General features: G+C 67.8%; 11 protein-coding genes. 5 read left to right on the forward strand and 6 right to left on the reverse strand.

Annotation, left to right across the window (positions count from 1 at the left end; genetic code table 11):
• Window positions 1–7 precede the first annotated feature (7 nt).
• Together QGN32_RS05940 and nei2 are read left to right on the forward strand one after the other, a co-directional pair.
• Window positions 8–4,534, forward strand: a complete 4,527-nt coding sequence (locus QGN32_RS05940) for an ATP-dependent helicase (RefSeq protein ID WP_326547705.1) — start codon at window positions 8–10, stop codon at window positions 4,532–4,534.
• Between the two features lie 52 nt (window positions 4,535–4,586).
• Window positions 4,587–5,345 carry an endonuclease VIII Nei2 gene (nei2, locus tag QGN32_RS05945; protein WP_326547706.1) on the forward strand — a complete coding sequence of 253 codons (759 nt, stop codon included), beginning with the start codon at window positions 4,587–4,589 and terminating at the stop codon, window positions 5,343–5,345.
• A 65-nt stretch (window positions 5,346–5,410) separates the two neighbouring features.
• On the opposite strand, the gene QGN32_RS05950 is transcribed toward nei2, so the two are convergent.
• Window positions 5,411–6,541, reverse strand: coding sequence for a fatty acid desaturase family protein (locus QGN32_RS05950; protein WP_326547707.1), 1,131 nt, complete (start codon window positions 6,539–6,541; stop codon window positions 5,411–5,413).
• 16 nt (window positions 6,542–6,557) lie between these two features.
• On the reverse strand, window positions 6,558–7,637 hold the full coding sequence (locus tag QGN32_RS05955; RefSeq protein WP_326547708.1) for a ferredoxin reductase: 1,080 nt from the start codon (window positions 7,635–7,637) through the stop codon (window positions 6,558–6,560).
• A 69-nt stretch (window positions 7,638–7,706) separates the two neighbouring features.
• Between QGN32_RS05955 and QGN32_RS05960 the strand changes: the two genes are divergently transcribed.
• Together QGN32_RS05960 and QGN32_RS05965 are read left to right on the forward strand one after the other, a co-directional pair.
• Complete coding sequence (locus tag QGN32_RS05960; RefSeq protein WP_326547709.1) at window positions 7,707–8,393, forward strand: TetR family transcriptional regulator; 687 nt, start codon at window positions 7,707–7,709, stop codon at window positions 8,391–8,393.
• Window positions 8,394–8,419: 26 nt separating this feature from the next.
• Complete coding sequence (locus tag QGN32_RS05965) at window positions 8,420–9,208, forward strand: enoyl-CoA hydratase/isomerase family protein (RefSeq protein ID WP_326547710.1); 789 nt, start codon at window positions 8,420–8,422, stop codon at window positions 9,206–9,208.
• Here QGN32_RS05965 and QGN32_RS05970 read toward each other — a convergent pair.
• Complete coding sequence (locus QGN32_RS05970; RefSeq protein WP_326547711.1) at window positions 9,174–9,944, reverse strand: SDR family NAD(P)-dependent oxidoreductase; 771 nt, start codon at window positions 9,942–9,944, stop codon at window positions 9,174–9,176. The genes QGN32_RS05965 and QGN32_RS05970 overlap by 35 nt on opposite strands.
• Before the next feature lie 29 nt (window positions 9,945–9,973).
• On the reverse strand, window positions 9,974–10,288 hold the full coding sequence (locus tag QGN32_RS05975) for an RNA-binding protein (RefSeq protein ID WP_326547712.1): 315 nt from the start codon (window positions 10,286–10,288) through the stop codon (window positions 9,974–9,976).
• Between the two features lie 599 nt (window positions 10,289–10,887).
• Here QGN32_RS05975 and QGN32_RS05980 point away from each other — a divergent pair.
• Window positions 10,888–12,822: a glycoside hydrolase family 2 protein gene (locus tag QGN32_RS05980; protein ID WP_326548956.1), complete on the forward strand. Its 1,935-nt coding sequence runs from the start codon at window positions 10,888–10,890 to the stop codon at window positions 12,820–12,822.
• 1 nt (window position 12,823) lies between these two features.
• On the opposite strand, the gene QGN32_RS05985 is transcribed toward QGN32_RS05980, so the two are convergent.
• Window positions 12,824–13,681, reverse strand: coding sequence for a pseudouridine synthase (locus QGN32_RS05985; protein WP_326547713.1), 858 nt, complete (start codon window positions 13,679–13,681; stop codon window positions 12,824–12,826).
• Window positions 13,678–15,417, reverse strand: a complete 1,740-nt coding sequence (locus QGN32_RS05990; protein WP_326547714.1) for a glycerol-3-phosphate dehydrogenase/oxidase — start codon at window positions 15,415–15,417, stop codon at window positions 13,678–13,680. Before QGN32_RS05990 ends, QGN32_RS05985 begins: the two co-directional genes overlap by 4 nt.
• Window positions 15,418–15,435 lie beyond the last annotated feature (18 nt).

Consider the following 15,435-nt stretch of genomic DNA (forward strand, 5'->3'; position numbering starts at 1 on the left):
TGGTCTGATGAGCACCAGCGCTCTCGCCCGGTTCAGCGGCCTGACCCGGGAGTGGTTCAGCGGCACGTTCGTCGAGCCGACGCCCGCCCAGGCCGAAGCCTGGGCGGCGATCGCCGACGGCGACCACACTTTAGTCATCGCCCCGACCGGATCGGGTAAGACGCTGGCCGCCTTCCTGTGGGCCATCGACCGGTTGGCCGCCGAACCGAAGCCGCCCCGGGCCGGTGCCCGAGTGCTCTACGTATCGCCGCTCAAGGCGCTCGCCGTCGACGTCGAACGCAACCTGCGCACACCGCTGACCGGCATCGCCCGCGTGGCCGATCGGCGCGGAGTCCCGGCGCCGGAGATCAGCGTCGGCGTGCGCTCGGGCGACACGTCCCCCGCTCAGCGCCGCGAATTGATCACCCGGCCGCCGGACGTCCTGATCACCACGCCGGAGTCGCTGTTCCTGATGTTGACCTCCGCGGCCCGCGACACTCTCGCGAGCGTCCAGACCGTCATCGTCGACGAGGTGCACGCGGTCGCGGCCACCAAGCGGGGTGCGCATCTCGCGCTCTCGCTCGAGCGCCTCGACCAACTCCTCGAGACGCCCGCGCAGCGGATCGGACTATCGGCCACCGTCCGTCCACCCGAAGAGGTGGCGCGGTTCCTGTCGGGTCAGGCCCGCACGACGATCGTGGCCCCGCCCGCGGCCAAGACGTTCGACCTGTCGGTCCAGGTGCCGGTGCCTGACATGGCCAACCTCGAAAGCAACACGATTTGGCCGGACGTCGAGGAACGCATCGTCGATCTGATCGAGTCGCACAACTCGTCGATCGTATTCGCCAATTCGCGGCGGCTCGCGGAGCGACTCACGTCGCGGCTCAACGAGATTCACGCCGAACGAACCGGCGTCGACCTGAAGACAGGACCCAACACCGGGGTGGCGGGCGGTTCGCCGGCCCACATCATGGGCAGCGGTCAGGCGTCGGGCGCGCCGACGCTGTTGGCCCGCGCGCACCACGGTTCGGTCAGCAAGGAGCAGCGCGCGATCGTCGAGGACGACCTCAAGAGCGGCCGGCTCAAGGCCGTCGTCGCGACGTCGAGCCTGGAACTGGGCATCGACATGGGCGCCGTCGATCTCGTCATCCAGGTCGAGGCGCCGCCGTCGGTGGCCAGCGGCCTGCAGCGCATCGGCCGCGCCGGCCACCAGGTCGGCGAAATCTCGCAGGGCGTGCTGTTACCCAAGCACCGCACGGACCTGATCGGCTGCGCGGTGACGGTGAAACGGATGCTGGCCGGTGACATCGAGAGCATGCGGGTGCCGACCAACCCGCTCGACGTGCTCGCGCAGCACACGGTTGCGGCGTGCGCGCTGGAACCTCTCGACGCCGACCGCTGGTTCGACGCGGTGCGGCGCAGCGCCCCGTTTGCGACCCTGCCACGCAGCGCGTTCGAGGCGACGCTGGACCTGCTGTCGGGCAAGTATCCGTCGACGGAGTTCGCCGAGCTGCGGCCCCGGCTGGTCTACGACCGCGACACCGGCACGCTCACTGGCCGCCCCGGTGCCCAGCGCCTCGCGGTCACCAGCGGCGGTGCGATCCCCGACCGCGGCCTGTTCACCGTGTATCTTGCCACCGACTCCGAGAAGCCTTCCCGCGTAGGCGAACTCGACGAGGAAATGGTTTACGAGTCGCGCCCCGGCGACGTGATTTCCTTGGGCGCGACGAGCTGGCGGATCACCGAGATCACCCACGACCGCGTGCTGGTCATCCCGGCGCCCGGACAGCCGGCGCGGCTTCCGTTCTGGCGCGGCGACGGTGTCGGCCGACCGGCCGAGCTGGGCGCGGCGGTCGGTGCGTACACCGGTGAGCTGGCCAGCCTCGGCAAGGAAGAGTTCGACCAGCGTTGCCGTGCAATGGGTTTCGATGATTTCGCCGCCGACAACCTCTGGCGGCTGATCGACGATCAGCGCCAGGCGACCGGCGTCGTCCCGTCAGACACCACGTTCGTCGTCGAAAGGTTCCGCGACGAACTCGGCGACTGGCGCGTCATCCTGCACTCCCCCTATGGCCTGCGGGTGCACGGGCCGCTCGCGTTGGCGGTGTCACGCCGGCTGCGGGAGCGTTACGGCATCGAGGAGAAACCCACCGCATCCGACGACGGCATCATCGTGCGCTTGCCCGACACCGAAGACGTAGCTCCCGGCGCCGACCTGTTCGTGTTCGACGCCGACGAGATCGAGCCCATCGTCACCGCCGAGGTCGGTGGCTCGGCGCTGTTCGCGTCGCGGTTCCGCGAATGTGCCGCGCGCGCACTGCTGTTGCCGCGCCGCCACCCCGGTAAACGCTCACCGCTGTGGCATCAGCGCCAGCGCGCCGCGCAGTTGCTGGACGTCGCGCGCAAGTATCCCGACTTCCCGATCGTGCTCGAGGCCGTGCGGGAGTGCCTGCAGGACGTCTACGACGTGCCCGCGCTGACGGAGCTGATGCACCGGGTCGCGCAGCGCCGGCTGCGGATCGTCGAGGTCGAGACCACCACGCCGTCGCCGTTCGCGGCGTCGCTGTTGTTCGGCTACGTCGGCGCGTTCATGTACGAGGGCGACAGCCCGCTCGCCGAACGCCGGGCCGCGGCGCTGTCGCTGGACAGCGTGCTACTGGCCGAGTTGCTGGGCCGCGTGGAGCTGCGGGAGCTGCTCGACCCGCAGGTCATCGAGAGCACCAACCGCCAACTCCAGCACCTCAGCGACGACCGCCGCGCCCGCGACGCCGAGGGCATCGCCGACCTGCTGAGGCTGCTGGGTCCACTGACCGAAGCCGAGATCGCCAAGCGCTGCACGACTGACGACATCGGCGGCTGGCTCGAGGGCCTGCGCGCCGCCAAGCGCGCGTTGACCGTCTCCTTCGCCGACGAGACCTGGTGGGTGGCCATCGAGGACATCGGTCTACTGCGCGACGGGGTCGGAGTCGCCGTACCCGTCGGGGTGCCGACGGCGTTCACTGAGACGGTCGATGATCCACTCGGCGAGCTGCTCGGCCGGTACGCCCGCACCCGCGGACCGTTCACCACCCATGACGCGGCCGCCCGGTTTGGCCTCGGTCTGCGGGTCACCGCCGACGTGCTGGGCCGAAAGGCGATCGACGGCAAGCTGATTCGCGGCGAGTTCGCCAGCGCCGCCCTCGACAGTGAGCAGTGGTGTGACGCCGACGTGCTGAAGATCCTGCGCCGCCGCTCGCTTGCCGCGTTACGTGCGCAAATCGAGCCGGTCAGCACCGCCGCTTACGGCCGGTTCCTACCCGCGTGGCAGCTGGTCGGTTCGACGCACAACACCGGCGTCGACGGTCTCGCGGCAGCGATCGATCAGCTTGCGGGCGTGCCGGTTCCGGCGTCTGCCGTCGAGCCGTTGGTGTTCGGTCAGCGTGTCCGCGACTACCACCCCGCGATGCTCGACGAACTGCTGGCCTCCGGTGAGGTCACGTGGTCGGGTGCGGGGCAGATCGGCGGCGGTGACGGCTGGATCGCCTTCCATCCGGCGGAGACGGCGCCGTTGACGTTGGCCGCTCGGGCCGAGATCGAGTTCACCGAAACCCATCAGGCCATCCTCGACACGCTCAATGGCGGCGGCGCGTATTTCTTCCGCCGGCTCGCGGACCACCCGACCGAGGAGCACAAGACTGCGCTGTGGGACCTGATCTGGGCGGGCTGGATCACCGGCGACACGTTCGCCCCCGTGCGGGCGAAGCTGATGGGCACCCGCGGCCCGGCGGGGCGACGGAGCGCACCCGCGCACCGGCAGCGGCAACGCGCGCCGCGGTTGAGCCGCTACAGCGTAGCGCATGCCCAGACCCGCATTGCCGACCCCACAGTGGCCGGACGGTGGTCGGAGCTGCCCGCCGCCGAGCCGGAATCGACTGTGCGCGCACACTTTCAGGCTGAGCTGCTGCTCAACCGGCACGGTGTGCTGACCAAGGGCGCGGTCGGCGCGGAGGGCGTGCCCGGCGGCTTCGCGATGCTCTACAAGGTGCTGACGGCGTTCGAGGACGCCGGACGATGCCAACGCGGCTATTTCGTCGAGTCGCTGGGCGGTGCCCAGTTCGCGGTCGCCTCCACGGTCGACCGGTTGCGCACCTACCTGGACGGGGTGGACCAGGATCACCGTGAATACCAGGCGGTGGTGCTGGCGGCGGCCGATCCGGCCAACCCCTACGGCGCCGCGCTGCCGTGGCCGACGAAGCGGTCCGATGACGACGTCGCGCACCGGCCGGGACGCAAGGCGGGCGCGCTGGTAGCGCTCGTCGACGGCGAACTCGTGTGGTTTCTGGAACGCGGCGGGCGCTCGCTGCTGGGCTTCACCGGTGACGCCGACGCTCATATCGCCGCGGCAGCAGCCCTGGCGGATCTGGTCAGCAGCGGCCGCGTCGGCTCCTTCCTCGTCGAGAAGGTCAACGGCGTGCCGGTTCTCGAGCCGGGCGCCGAGGGCGAGCGAGCGGCGGTACAGGACGCATTGTCGGGCGCCGGCTTCGCCCGCACTCCGCGCGGACTGCGGCTACGTTGACCCCGAGACAACCGGCAGACAATCGTGCGCTCGGCGCATGTAGGAGCAGGTGATGCCCGAAGGCGACACCGTCTTCCGCACTGCCACCAAACTTCGCGAAGCGTTGCAGGGCAAGGAACTCACACGCTGCGACGTGCGGGTGCCGCGGTTCGCCACCGTCGACCTGACGGGTCGCGTCGTCGACGAGGTGCTCAGCCGCGGTAAGCACCTGTTCATCCGAGTCGGTGATGCCAGCATCCATTCGCATCTCAAGATGGAAGGCGCCTGGCTGATCGGCGGCCAGATTCGCCGCGTACCCGAATTCAAGATCCGGATCCTGCTGCACACCAGCGACTCTCGCGCGGCAGGTGTCGACCTCGGCGTGCTCGAGATTCTGCGGCGCGACCACGATATGGAAACCGTCGCCCATCTCGGGCCGGATCTGCTCGGCGACGACTGGGAACCGCGCGTCGCCAGGGCCAACCTCGTCGCGGATCCGGACCGCCCGCTTACCGAGGCGTTGTTGGACCAACGGGTGATGGCAGGCATCGGCAACGTCTATGCCAATGAACTGTGCTTCGTCACCGGCTATCTGCCCACCACCCCGGTCGGCAACGTCAACGACCCGCTGCGTATGGTGCAGCGGGCCCGAGACATGCTGTGGCTGAACCGCTCTCGGGTCAATCGCACCACCACCGGCGACACCCGCATCGGCCGCGACCTGTGGGTCTACGGCCGCCGCGGTCGGCCGTGCCGCCGGTGCGGCACGCCCATCGCGTCGGACAGCGCCGGCGATCGCGTGTCCTACTGGTGCCCGGTCTGCCAGACCTGAGCCACGCCGAGGCTACGGTTTGTGACGGATCTCAGCCGATTTCCATCACAATCGGCAGTCTCGCGTTACGGCAGCGCCAGCCTGACGATCTTGCGCACCACCGTCGCGAACTGCCGCGGCAGCGACCCCATGTTGTAGGGAATCCCGTAGCGGGTGCAGATCTCCTTGACCTCCTCGGAGATCTCGGCCAGCCGGTGCGCCGGGATGTCGGGGAACAGATGGTGCTCGATCTGGAACGACAGGTTGCCGCTCAGAATGTGAAACAGCCTTGCCGATCCGGGGCGAGCGAAGCGACGGGGGAACAACCCGGTGAGGTTCGCCGATCCCAGCACCTGCCGGAAGTACCACTGCCCACGTGTCTCGGCCTTGGTCTCCTCGATGGAGAACTCCTGGACGTCGTCGGGGAAGTGGCCGCAGAAGATGATCATGTACGACCACACGTTGCGGATCAGGTTCGCGGTGAGATTACCCGCGAAGACCCACGGCGCGAAGGGGCCGGCCAGCAACGGGAACGCCACGTAGTCCTTGACCGTCTGGCGTTTGGTCTTGCGCCAAATGCCCTCGAGGACTTCTCGCTTGTCGGCCACGGTGATCTCGCCGGCGCGGATGCGTTCGGTTTCGAGTTCATGCAGGGCGACGCCGTATTGGAACAACACCATCAGCAGGAAGGCGTACACCGGGTTGCCGAGGAAGTAGGGCTCCCATGGTTGATCCTTGCTCATCCGCAGGATGCCGTAGCCCACGTCGCGGTCCATGCCGACGATGTTGGTGTAGGTGTGGTGCATGTAGTTGTGCGAGTGTCGCCACTGGTCGGCCGGGCAGGCGGTGTCCCACTCGAACTTCTTTCCCGACAACGCCGGGTCGCCCATCCAGTCGTACTGACCGTGCATGACGTTGTGGCCGATCTCCATGTTGTCGAGGATCTTCGACAGGCCGAGCATGGCGGTGCCGGCCAACCAGAACGGCGGGAAGATGCCGCCGAACAGCAGGGCCCGGCCACCGACCTCGAAGGCCCGCTGCGCCTTGATGATCCGACGGATGTAGGTGGCGTCGCGCTCGCCGAGGTCGGCGATCACGCGGTCTTTCAGCGCGTCGAGCTCGCGGCCGAAGGCTTCGGCCTGGTCTGCGGTGAGGCTGATCTTCTCCCCGGCGACGGTCTTCTCGATGATTCGTTGTGGTGCGGTGGTGACGGTCATGTCATCTCCTTCGGTTTCAGAGCGCGAGGTCGACGTCGCCGATGGGGGCCGACACGCAGATCTGCACGTCCTCTTCATCGGCGGTCGACACCGCGCCGGTGATCACGTTGCGCACCACGCCGCGGGTCTTGCGGCGGGTGCAGCTGTGGCAGATGCCCATCCGGCATCCGCTTTCCGGGCTCAGCCCGGCACCCTCGGCCTGCTCCAGCAGCGGGCGGCCGTCATCGGTCACCGCGACCCCGCTGTCGGCGAAGGTGACGGTGCCACCGGAGGGTTCGGTCGACATGGTGTACGCCGGCGGGACGAAGCTCTCGGAGCGAACGTTCGGGCAGTGCTCGCGCACAGCGGTCACCAGTTCGGGTGGCCCGCAGACGAACACCGCGTCAGGCTCGGGTATGGCCGCGGCCAGGTGCGCGGGGCCGAACCGGCCGTCGAGTTGGGACCCGGCCGTCGACCGGGTGTAGCCGTGCAGAACCCGTACGCCCGGCATCGCGTCGAGCTCGGCGCGGTAGCAGGCCTCCTCGGCCGAGCGGGCGTAGTGGATGAACGCGGCCTCGCCGGAAAAGCCTTCGGCCCGCAGCGTCCGCAACATCGACATCACCGGGGTGATGCCGCTGCCGCCGGACACGAACAGGATGCGCTGGGGCCTAGTGGTGGGCAGCACGAACTCGCCGCCGACCGAATCCAAGCCCACCACCATGCCCGGGCGGGCGTGCTCGCACAGATACCCCGATACCAGACCGCCGTCGTGACGCCCCACTGTGAGTTCCAGGTAGGGAGCGTTCTCGGCGTTGGCCGGCGAGTACGGCCGGGTGCGGCGACGGCCGTCGATCTCGACGGTGAGGTTGATGTGCTGCCCGGCACGGAAACCAGCACGGAAACCGGTGAACGCCTGATTCGGTTCGAGGGTGAGGGTGACACTCCGTGGCGTCTGGCGCCGCACCGCGACGACTTCTGCGCGAGCGTCCGCCCGGGTCCAGGTGGGGGTGACGAGCTCGGTGTATCGGTCCACGCCGTGGGGGCCGGTGAGCAGGTCGACCAGCGGTGACCCGAGCACCCTGTCCCGCAGACCGCGCGTCAAAGTTTGGGTGAACATATGTACACTGTCTACGGCTTCGTAGCATCTCGTCAACCCATTAGTCCAGGTTGTGCTAGGTTTCACATAGTGAACAGTCGTACGCCTGGCTCACGGTCGAGTCGATCGGGTCGGTCCCGGTCACGCGATGACTCGCGTTCGAGCCTGTCGCGTGAGGAGCGCAAGGAGGCCACGCGGCAGGCGATCGTCGCCGCCGCCCTGCGACTGCTCGAGGAGCGCAGCTTCTCTGCGCTGAGCCTGCGCGAGGTCACCCGCGAAGCCGGCATCGTGCCCGCGGCGTTCTACCGGCACTTCGACTCGATGGAAGCCCTCGGCCTCGTCCTCATCGACGAGTCGTTCCGCAGCCTGCGCGACATGTTGCGCGGCGCCCGTGCGGGCAAGCTCGACCCCAAGCGCGTCATCGAGTCGAGCGTCGACATCCTGATCGACGGCGTGAACGAGCGCCGGGAGCATTGGCGGTTCATCGGCCGCGAACGCAACAGCGGCGTCACCGTGTTGCGGTACGCGATCCGTACCGAGATCCGGCTGATCACCTCGGAGTTGGCGATCGACCTGGCTCGGTTTCCCGGCTTGAACACCTGGAGCAGTGAGGACCTCAACATTCTGGCCAGCGTGTTCGTCAACTCGATGATCGTGATCGCCGAGGCCATCGAGGACGCCCACGACCAGGCCGCGCTCAACGAGATCAAACGGGTTGCCGTCAAACAGCTGCGGATGATCGCGGTCGGCGTCGCCGGTTGGCGCAGCAGCGTCTGAGGTCGGCGGCGGGTTAGCGTGTGCGCATGCCGCACCTCGAACTGGCCTACCCCCGTCCCGACATCGCCGTGCTCACGCTGAACCGGCCCGAGAAGCTCAATGCGCTGTCCTACGAACTCGTCGAGGACCTGCACTCGACGCTGGCGCAGATCAACAACAACAACGACTGCCGGGTCGTCGTGCTCACCGGGGCCGGCCGCGGCTTCTGCTCCGGACTGGACCTGACCGATGCGAATCCCGACAAGGCCGGCGAAGGAACGGAGTTCCCCCGCTCGGGCATGCGCTGGCAGGAGCGCATCGCCGACCTGACCGCCCGCATCCACCGGCTGCGCCAACCCGTCATCGCGGCGGTCAACGGGGTGGCGTACGGCGGCGGAATGGGAGTCGCGTTGGCCTGCGACATCCGCATCGCCTCGGAGTCGGCGCGCTTCTGCACCCAGTTCATCAAGTTGGGCCTCGGCGGCTGCGACATCGGCGTCAGCTACACGCTCCCGCGGATCATCGGCGCCGGGCCGGCGTTCGATCTCATCCTGACCGCGCGGGCGGTCGACGCCCCCGAAGCGCTGCGGCTGGGCCTGGTGTCGCGGGTGTCGACCGACGAAGCGGTGATCTTCGACGCCATGGCAATCGCCGAGACGCTGTGCGGTTACGGCAAATTCGGCGTCGAGTCGACCAAACAGGTGCTGTGGGCCAATCTCGAGGCGTCAAGTCTGGAAGCCGCGCTGCACCTGGAGAACCGCAGCCAGATCCTGGCCTCGACCAGCGGTGAGATGCGCGAGGCTAGCGAGGCGTTCCGCCGCCGTCCACGATCATGACCGTGCCGGTGATGTAGCTGCCGGCGTCGGACGCCAGCAGCAGTGCGGTACCGACCATTTCGTCAGGTGACGCCAGGCGTTTGAGGAGCGTGCTACGGGCCATCCCGTCGATCGCCTCCTGCGGGTTGTTGCGCATCATGTCGGTGTCGACGGGACCCGGAGCGATCGCGTTGACCCGGATGCCCGACGGCGCGAACTCGGCGGCCATCGATCGGGTGAACGACATCAGCGCGGCCTTGTTGGAGGAGTAGATCGAGGTCATCGCCGAGAAGTTGAACGCGCCCACCGAAACCATGTTGATCACCGAGGCTTTCGCGCTGGCCTTGAGATGAGGCAACGCCGACTGCACGAGAAACACCGGCCCGCGCAGGTTGACCTCGTAGGACTTCGTCAACGCCTCGGCTGTCATCTCACCGAGGGGTTGCGCCAGCGCATTGGCAGCGTTGTTGACCACGACGTCGATGCCGCCGTACTCGTCGACGGTGCGCTGCACGAGCGTCTCGAGGGCGTCGGTGTCACCGAGGTGGGTCGGCACACCGATCGCTTGGCCCCCGAGGTCGCGCAGATGCCGGGCGGTCTGCTCGCAGGCGTCGGGCTTGCGGCTGGCGACCACGACGCGCGCGCCCGCCAGGACGAAACCCTCGGCCAGCGCGAGGCCGATCCCCCTGGTCCCGCCCGTGACGATCACGGTGCGGTCGGTCATATCGAAGAGACGGTCGAATGAAGTGCGGTCCACGGCCGTCAGTCAATCAGAGTGGCCTCGTCTCAGATGCAACCGCTGACGCTGACCCGTCGCCCGATGCTCGCGCAGACGTTGACGTTCGGCGCCGGAGGCGGGATGTACGCCGGTGGCGGCGGCGGAGGCGGTGGTGGGGGCGGTTCGCCGGGTGGTGGCGGCGGCGGCGGTGGTGGCGGCGGCGGTAACTCGTTGAGATACGAGAGCGGGTCCGCACACCCCGTCACGTCGACGAACCTGCCGCCGACCGAACCGCAGAGCGTCGCCTCAGCGCTCGGCGGGTTCACGTTCACCAGTCCCCCGGCAAACAGGGCCGCAGCAGCGCACAGCAATAGCTTGCGCACATCTCCTCCTTCGGGCGACATGCCGAGACGCCGTCGCCACCGCGATTGTGTCAGTGGTGAGGCGGCCCGGGATCGAAATGAATGCGATCGGCGGGTCAGTAACGAAGCCCGGCACCACATCGATGTCTTCAGTGATGCCTGATGCATCCCTTTGCGTATCGTGGGCCGCATGCCACGCTGAGCACAGCTATCCAACGTTTGCTTGTGCCGTCTATAGCTCGATAGGTCCCCCACGGCATCGACGTCGGTCAGCGTGCCTCACGGGCCGTTCCACCGGCTTGCCCGGTGGCGTCTGACACAGCAAGATGCTAGGCTCGCCAAGCGTACCGACTTCGCATCGATGAAGTGCCACAACACTACTCATGCATCCACGCGATCTTGATCGACTTCACCGTCGGCTCGCCGGCGCCTGACCGGACATGTTCGTTCGGCATGCCGATGCAAAGCATAGGGAAACTCCTGATTCCAGCGTGGCCTACCGCTGATTAGGTTTGCCATGGGGGTTCAGGTATCGCACTCGACCGCATTCGTCACCGGTTTCCAGCAGGGGGGACTACGTAGTGTCCGCAGACACCGAGCCGTCGAACGACCGCCGCCGGATGCGCAAGGTGGTGGGCCGTGTCGCAGCCGTGCCCGTCGTGCTGGTGACCGGCCTTGCAGTCCTCGCCGCGCCGGCGAACGCGGCCGAGGCATGGCAACGGCAGAGCCCCCCGCTGTCGACGCCGTGGACCCACCTGGTCGGACCGAACAACGCGCTGCCGGAGTACCCCCGCCCCCAGATGGCGCGGTCGCGGTGGCTGAACCTGAACGGGGTGTGGGCCTATACGGGCCGGTCCTCGGACACCGCGGTGACGACACCGCCCGCGGCGGATGAGTACGACGAGAAGATCTTGGTGCCCTACCCCACCGAGTCGGCGCTGTCCGGGATCAAGCGTCACGACGACCAGATGTGGTACCGCAAGGTCTTTCAGCTGCCCGGTACGTGGCGCGGACAGCGTGTACTGCTGCACTTCGGCGCGGTCGATCAGACCGCCACGGTCTGGGTGAACAACCAGCGCGTGGCCCACCACGAGGGCGGGTTCACCGGTTTCAGCGCGGACGTCACCGATGCGCTGCGCTGGACCGGTGGCCAGGAGATCGTGGTGCGAGCGGAGGACCGCAACGAGGCCGGGCCCTTCCCGGTCGGCAAGCAGCGCAACGATCCGAAGGGGCTCTTCTACACCGGCGCGTCGGGAATCTGGCAAACCGTGTGGATGGAACCGGTGCGCGCCGCCCATGTCGACAAGCTCGACGTCACAGCGGATCTGACGGGTTTCACCGTCACCGCCCGAACCTCCGGGACAACTGCGGAGCGGGCCGAGGTGGTCGTGGCCGCCCCAGATGGTGCGACACTGGCCCGCTCCTCCGGTGAACCAGGCAAGCCGATACGCGTCAAGGTGCCGGACCCGCAGCTGTGGACGCCGGACGACCCGTACCTGTACGACCTGACGGTGCGGTTGGTGAGCCCGGGCGGCAAGGTTGTCGACGAGGTGGCCAGCTACGGCGGCCTGCGGACGATCAAGACGGTCAAGGATCCGCGCGGACGGCCACGAATCGCGTTGAACGACAAGATAACCTTCCTGCACGGCCCGCTGGACCAAGGCTATTGGCCCGACGGCATCTTCACCGCGCCCACCGATGACGCGCTGAGGTTCGACCTCGAGCGCACCAAGGCGCTCGGCATGAACTTCGTCCGCAAGCACGCGAAGGTGGAACCGGCGCGCTGGTACTACTGGACCGACAAGCTCGGGCTCATGGTGTGGCAAGACATGCCGTCGCTTGACGTGTCCCTCGATGTCCCGGTCGGCCCGGCGCCGGAGCCGTCGCACGAAGCGAAGGTCAATTTCGAGCGCGAACTCGTCGAGATGATCGACCAGTTGCGCAGTGTCACTTCGATCGTCGGCTGGGTTCCGTTCAACGAGGGCTGGGGCGAATTCGACACTGCGAGGATCGCGGGCATGGCCAAAGCCGCCGACCCCTCCCGGATGGTGAACGCCAACAGCGGGGTGAACTGCTGCAAGTCACGACCCGACAGCAGGGCCGGCGACGTCTACGACGATCACACGTATGTGGGACCCGGTCGTCCGGTGCTACACGACAACCCGGCGACCCCCAGCGACGAGCGGACCATGCTCGGCAACCGCCCCATTCCACTCGAACACCGGGTCGTGGTCGACGGTGAGTACGGCGGCCTCGGACTGGTACCCGAGGGCAACCGCTGGCCGGGGAAACCGCAGGCCTACGAGATGACCGACAGCCGGGCGCGGTTGACGGAGCGCTACGTAGAGGTCAGCCGCCATTTGGAAGACGCGGTACGCAGGGGCGGCCTGTCCGGTGCGATCTACACCCAGACCACCGACGTGGAGAACGAGGTCAACGGATTCATGACCTACGACCGCTGGCTGGTCAAGGTGACGTTGCGCACGGTCGCCGAACGCAACCGCGCGGTGATCGCCGCGGGGGCCCGGGTGGACGAGCCGCTCGAGCGCCGCTGACTCACAGCGTCCGGGTACTGACGAACTTTCGTTGACGACCGCTGACCGGGTCGCTGAACTCGAGACGGTGCGCCAATAGCTGCAGCGGCCGCGAGAAGTCATCCGGCGCGACTTGGAGGACCTCCGGATACCACGGGTCGTTGATGATCGGCAACCCGAGCGACGCCATGTGCACCCGCAGCTGGTGCGTCCGGCCCGTCCGCGGCGTCAGTCGGTACAGTCCCCCACCGAGGTGCTCGACCACCGACTCCGCGTTCGGCTCTCCCGGCTCTTCCGCCGCCTGTAACTGACCGCGCCGCTTGATGATCCGGCTCCGCACCGTCAAAGGGAACTCAAGACCCGGATCCAGTCCTGCCCGCGCCGAGTACGTCTTTCGTACCTCACCCCGCGCGAACATCGTCTGATACGCACCCCGCACCTCGCGTCGCGCAGTGAACACCAGCACCCCCGCGGTCAACCGGTCCAGCCGATGCGCCGGCGACAACTCCGGTAACCCCAACTCGCGTCGTAACCGCACCGTTGCCGTCTGCGCCACATGACGGCCGCGCGGCATCGTCGCCAGGAAGTGTGGCTTGTCGACCACCACGATGTCGTCGTCGCGATACAGGATCGGCATGTCGAACGGCACCGGCACCTCGTCACGCAACTCCCGGTACATGTACACGAACGCACCCGGCGGCAGCACCGTCCCCGCGCTCACCACGGTGCCGTCCGCGCAAACAACCTCGCCGGCAAACACTTTCGCCGCCGCCGCCTCGCCGAACCGCGATGCCAGCTCGACCAGCACCGCCCCGCCACGTAACCGCACCCGCGCCGGGCCCAAGCCATCGCGCACCGGTAACGGCGCCACCCGCCTCAATTCAGCGGCACCGGTTCGAGGATCTGGGCGCGTGCCTCCGGTGCCGCCGCGCGCAACGCGTCGGCCGACTCGTCGTCGGGCTCCTGCTGCGAGCGGATCTCGGCGTCCACCCGCGCCAGGTACGTGTTCACCTCGCGGTCGATGTCTTCTGCCGTCCAACCCAGCACCGGCGCAACAACTTCGGCGACCTCACGCGCACAGTCGACCCCGCGGTGCGGATACTCGATCGATATCCTCATCCGCCGCGCCAGGATGTCCTCCAGATGCAGCGCGCCCTCGGCGGCCGCGGCGTACCACGCCTCGACCTTCAGGTAGACCGGCGCCTCGGTGATCGGGGTCAGCAACTCCGGACGCCCGTCCGCCATCTGGAGCACCTCGCCGATCAGCGAGCCGTAACGGTCCAGCAGATGGCGCACCCGATACGGGTGCAAATCGTAATGCTTTCCGACGCTTTGGGTCTGGTTGATCAACGCGAAGTAGCCGTCGGCGCCCATCAACGGCACCTTCTCGGTGATCGACCGCGCCACCCGCGCTGGAATGTACTCCGCCGCAGCGTCGATCGCGTCCTCGGCCATCACCCGGTACGTCGTATACTTGCCGCCGGCGATCGCCACCAGGCCCGGCGCCGGCACCGCAACCGCATGCTCGCGCGAGAGTTTCGACGTCTCCTCGCTCTCCCCGGCCAACAGCGGTCGCAAGCCGGCGTACACGCCGTCGATGTCGTCGTGAGTCAACGGCGTCGCCAGCACCGTGTTGACGGTTTCGAGGATGTAGTCGATGTCGGCCTTGGTGGCCGCCGGGTGCGCCAAATCCAGATTCCAGTCGGTGTCCGTCGTTCCGATGATCCAGTGCGTGCCCCACGGGATCACGAACAGCACGGACTTCTCGGTGCGCAGGATGATCGCCACCTCGCTGACGATCCGGTCGCGCGGCACCACGATGTGCACGCCCTTGGAGGCGCGCACCCGAAATCGCCCGCGCTGCTTCGACAATGCCTGGATCTCGTCGGTCCAGACGCCGGTGGCGTTCACGACGACGTGCCCGTGCACCTCGGTGACCGCGCCATCCTCAGAGTCGCGGACCTCCACACCGGTGACCCGGTCGCCCTCGCGGAGTAACGCGACCACCTGCGTCGACGTCCGCACCACGGCCCCGTAGTGCGCGGCCGTGCGGGCCACGGTCATGGTGTGACGCGCGTCGTCGACGACGGTGTCGTAATACCGGATGCCGCCGATCAGCGACGACCGCTTGAGCCCCGGCGCGAGCCGAAGCGCCCCGGACTTCGTCAAGTGTTTCTGCGCGGGAACCGATTTCGCGCCACCCAACTGGTCGTAGAGGAAGATGCCCGCTGCCACATACGGACGCTCCCACCACCGATTGGTCAGCGGAAACAGGAACGGCAGCGGTTTGACCAGATGCGGCGCCAGCGTCGTCAGCGACAGCTCACGCTCGTACAGCGCCTCGCGCACCAGCCCGAACTCCAACTGCTCGAGATAGCGCAGCCCGCCGTGGAACATCTTCGACGATCGACTCGACGTGCCCGAGGCGAAGTCACGGGCCTCGACGAGGGCGACCTTGAGCCCGCGCGTCGCTGCATCCAGCGCCGCACCCGCGCCGACGACTCCACCGCCGATCACCACGACGTCGAACTGCTCGCCGCCGAGCCGCTCCCAGGCTTCGGCCCGCTGCTGGGGACCCAGAAGGGTCTGCCCGTTGGCCGGGATCGGGTCGCTCACCGGAATCGACTCCTAGTT

This window comes from Mycolicibacterium sp. ND9-15, from assembly GCF_035918395.1.
In the GTDB taxonomy this organism is placed as follows: domain Bacteria; phylum Actinomycetota; class Actinomycetes; order Mycobacteriales; family Mycobacteriaceae; genus Mycobacterium.

Bases quoted from the DNA above. Each gene is read 5' to 3' on its own strand.
- QGN32_RS05940 (WP_326547705.1), top strand. From the start codon at position 8: ATGAGCACCAGCGCTCTCGCCCGGTTCAGCGGCCTGACCCGGGAGTGG.
- nei2 (WP_326547706.1), top strand. From the start codon at position 4,587: ATGCCCGAAGGCGACACCGTCTTCCGCACTGCCACCAAACTTCGCGAA.
- QGN32_RS05950 (WP_326547707.1), bottom strand. From the start codon at position 6,541: ATGACCGTCACCACCGCACCACAACGAATCATCGAGAAGACCGTCGCC.
- QGN32_RS05955 (WP_326547708.1), bottom strand. From the start codon at position 7,637: ATGTTCACCCAAACTTTGACGCGCGGTCTGCGGGACAGGGTGCTCGGG.
- QGN32_RS05965 (WP_326547710.1), top strand. From the start codon at position 8,420: ATGCCGCACCTCGAACTGGCCTACCCCCGTCCCGACATCGCCGTGCTC.
- QGN32_RS05980 (WP_326548956.1), top strand. From the start codon at position 10,888: ATGCGCAAGGTGGTGGGCCGTGTCGCAGCCGTGCCCGTCGTGCTGGTG.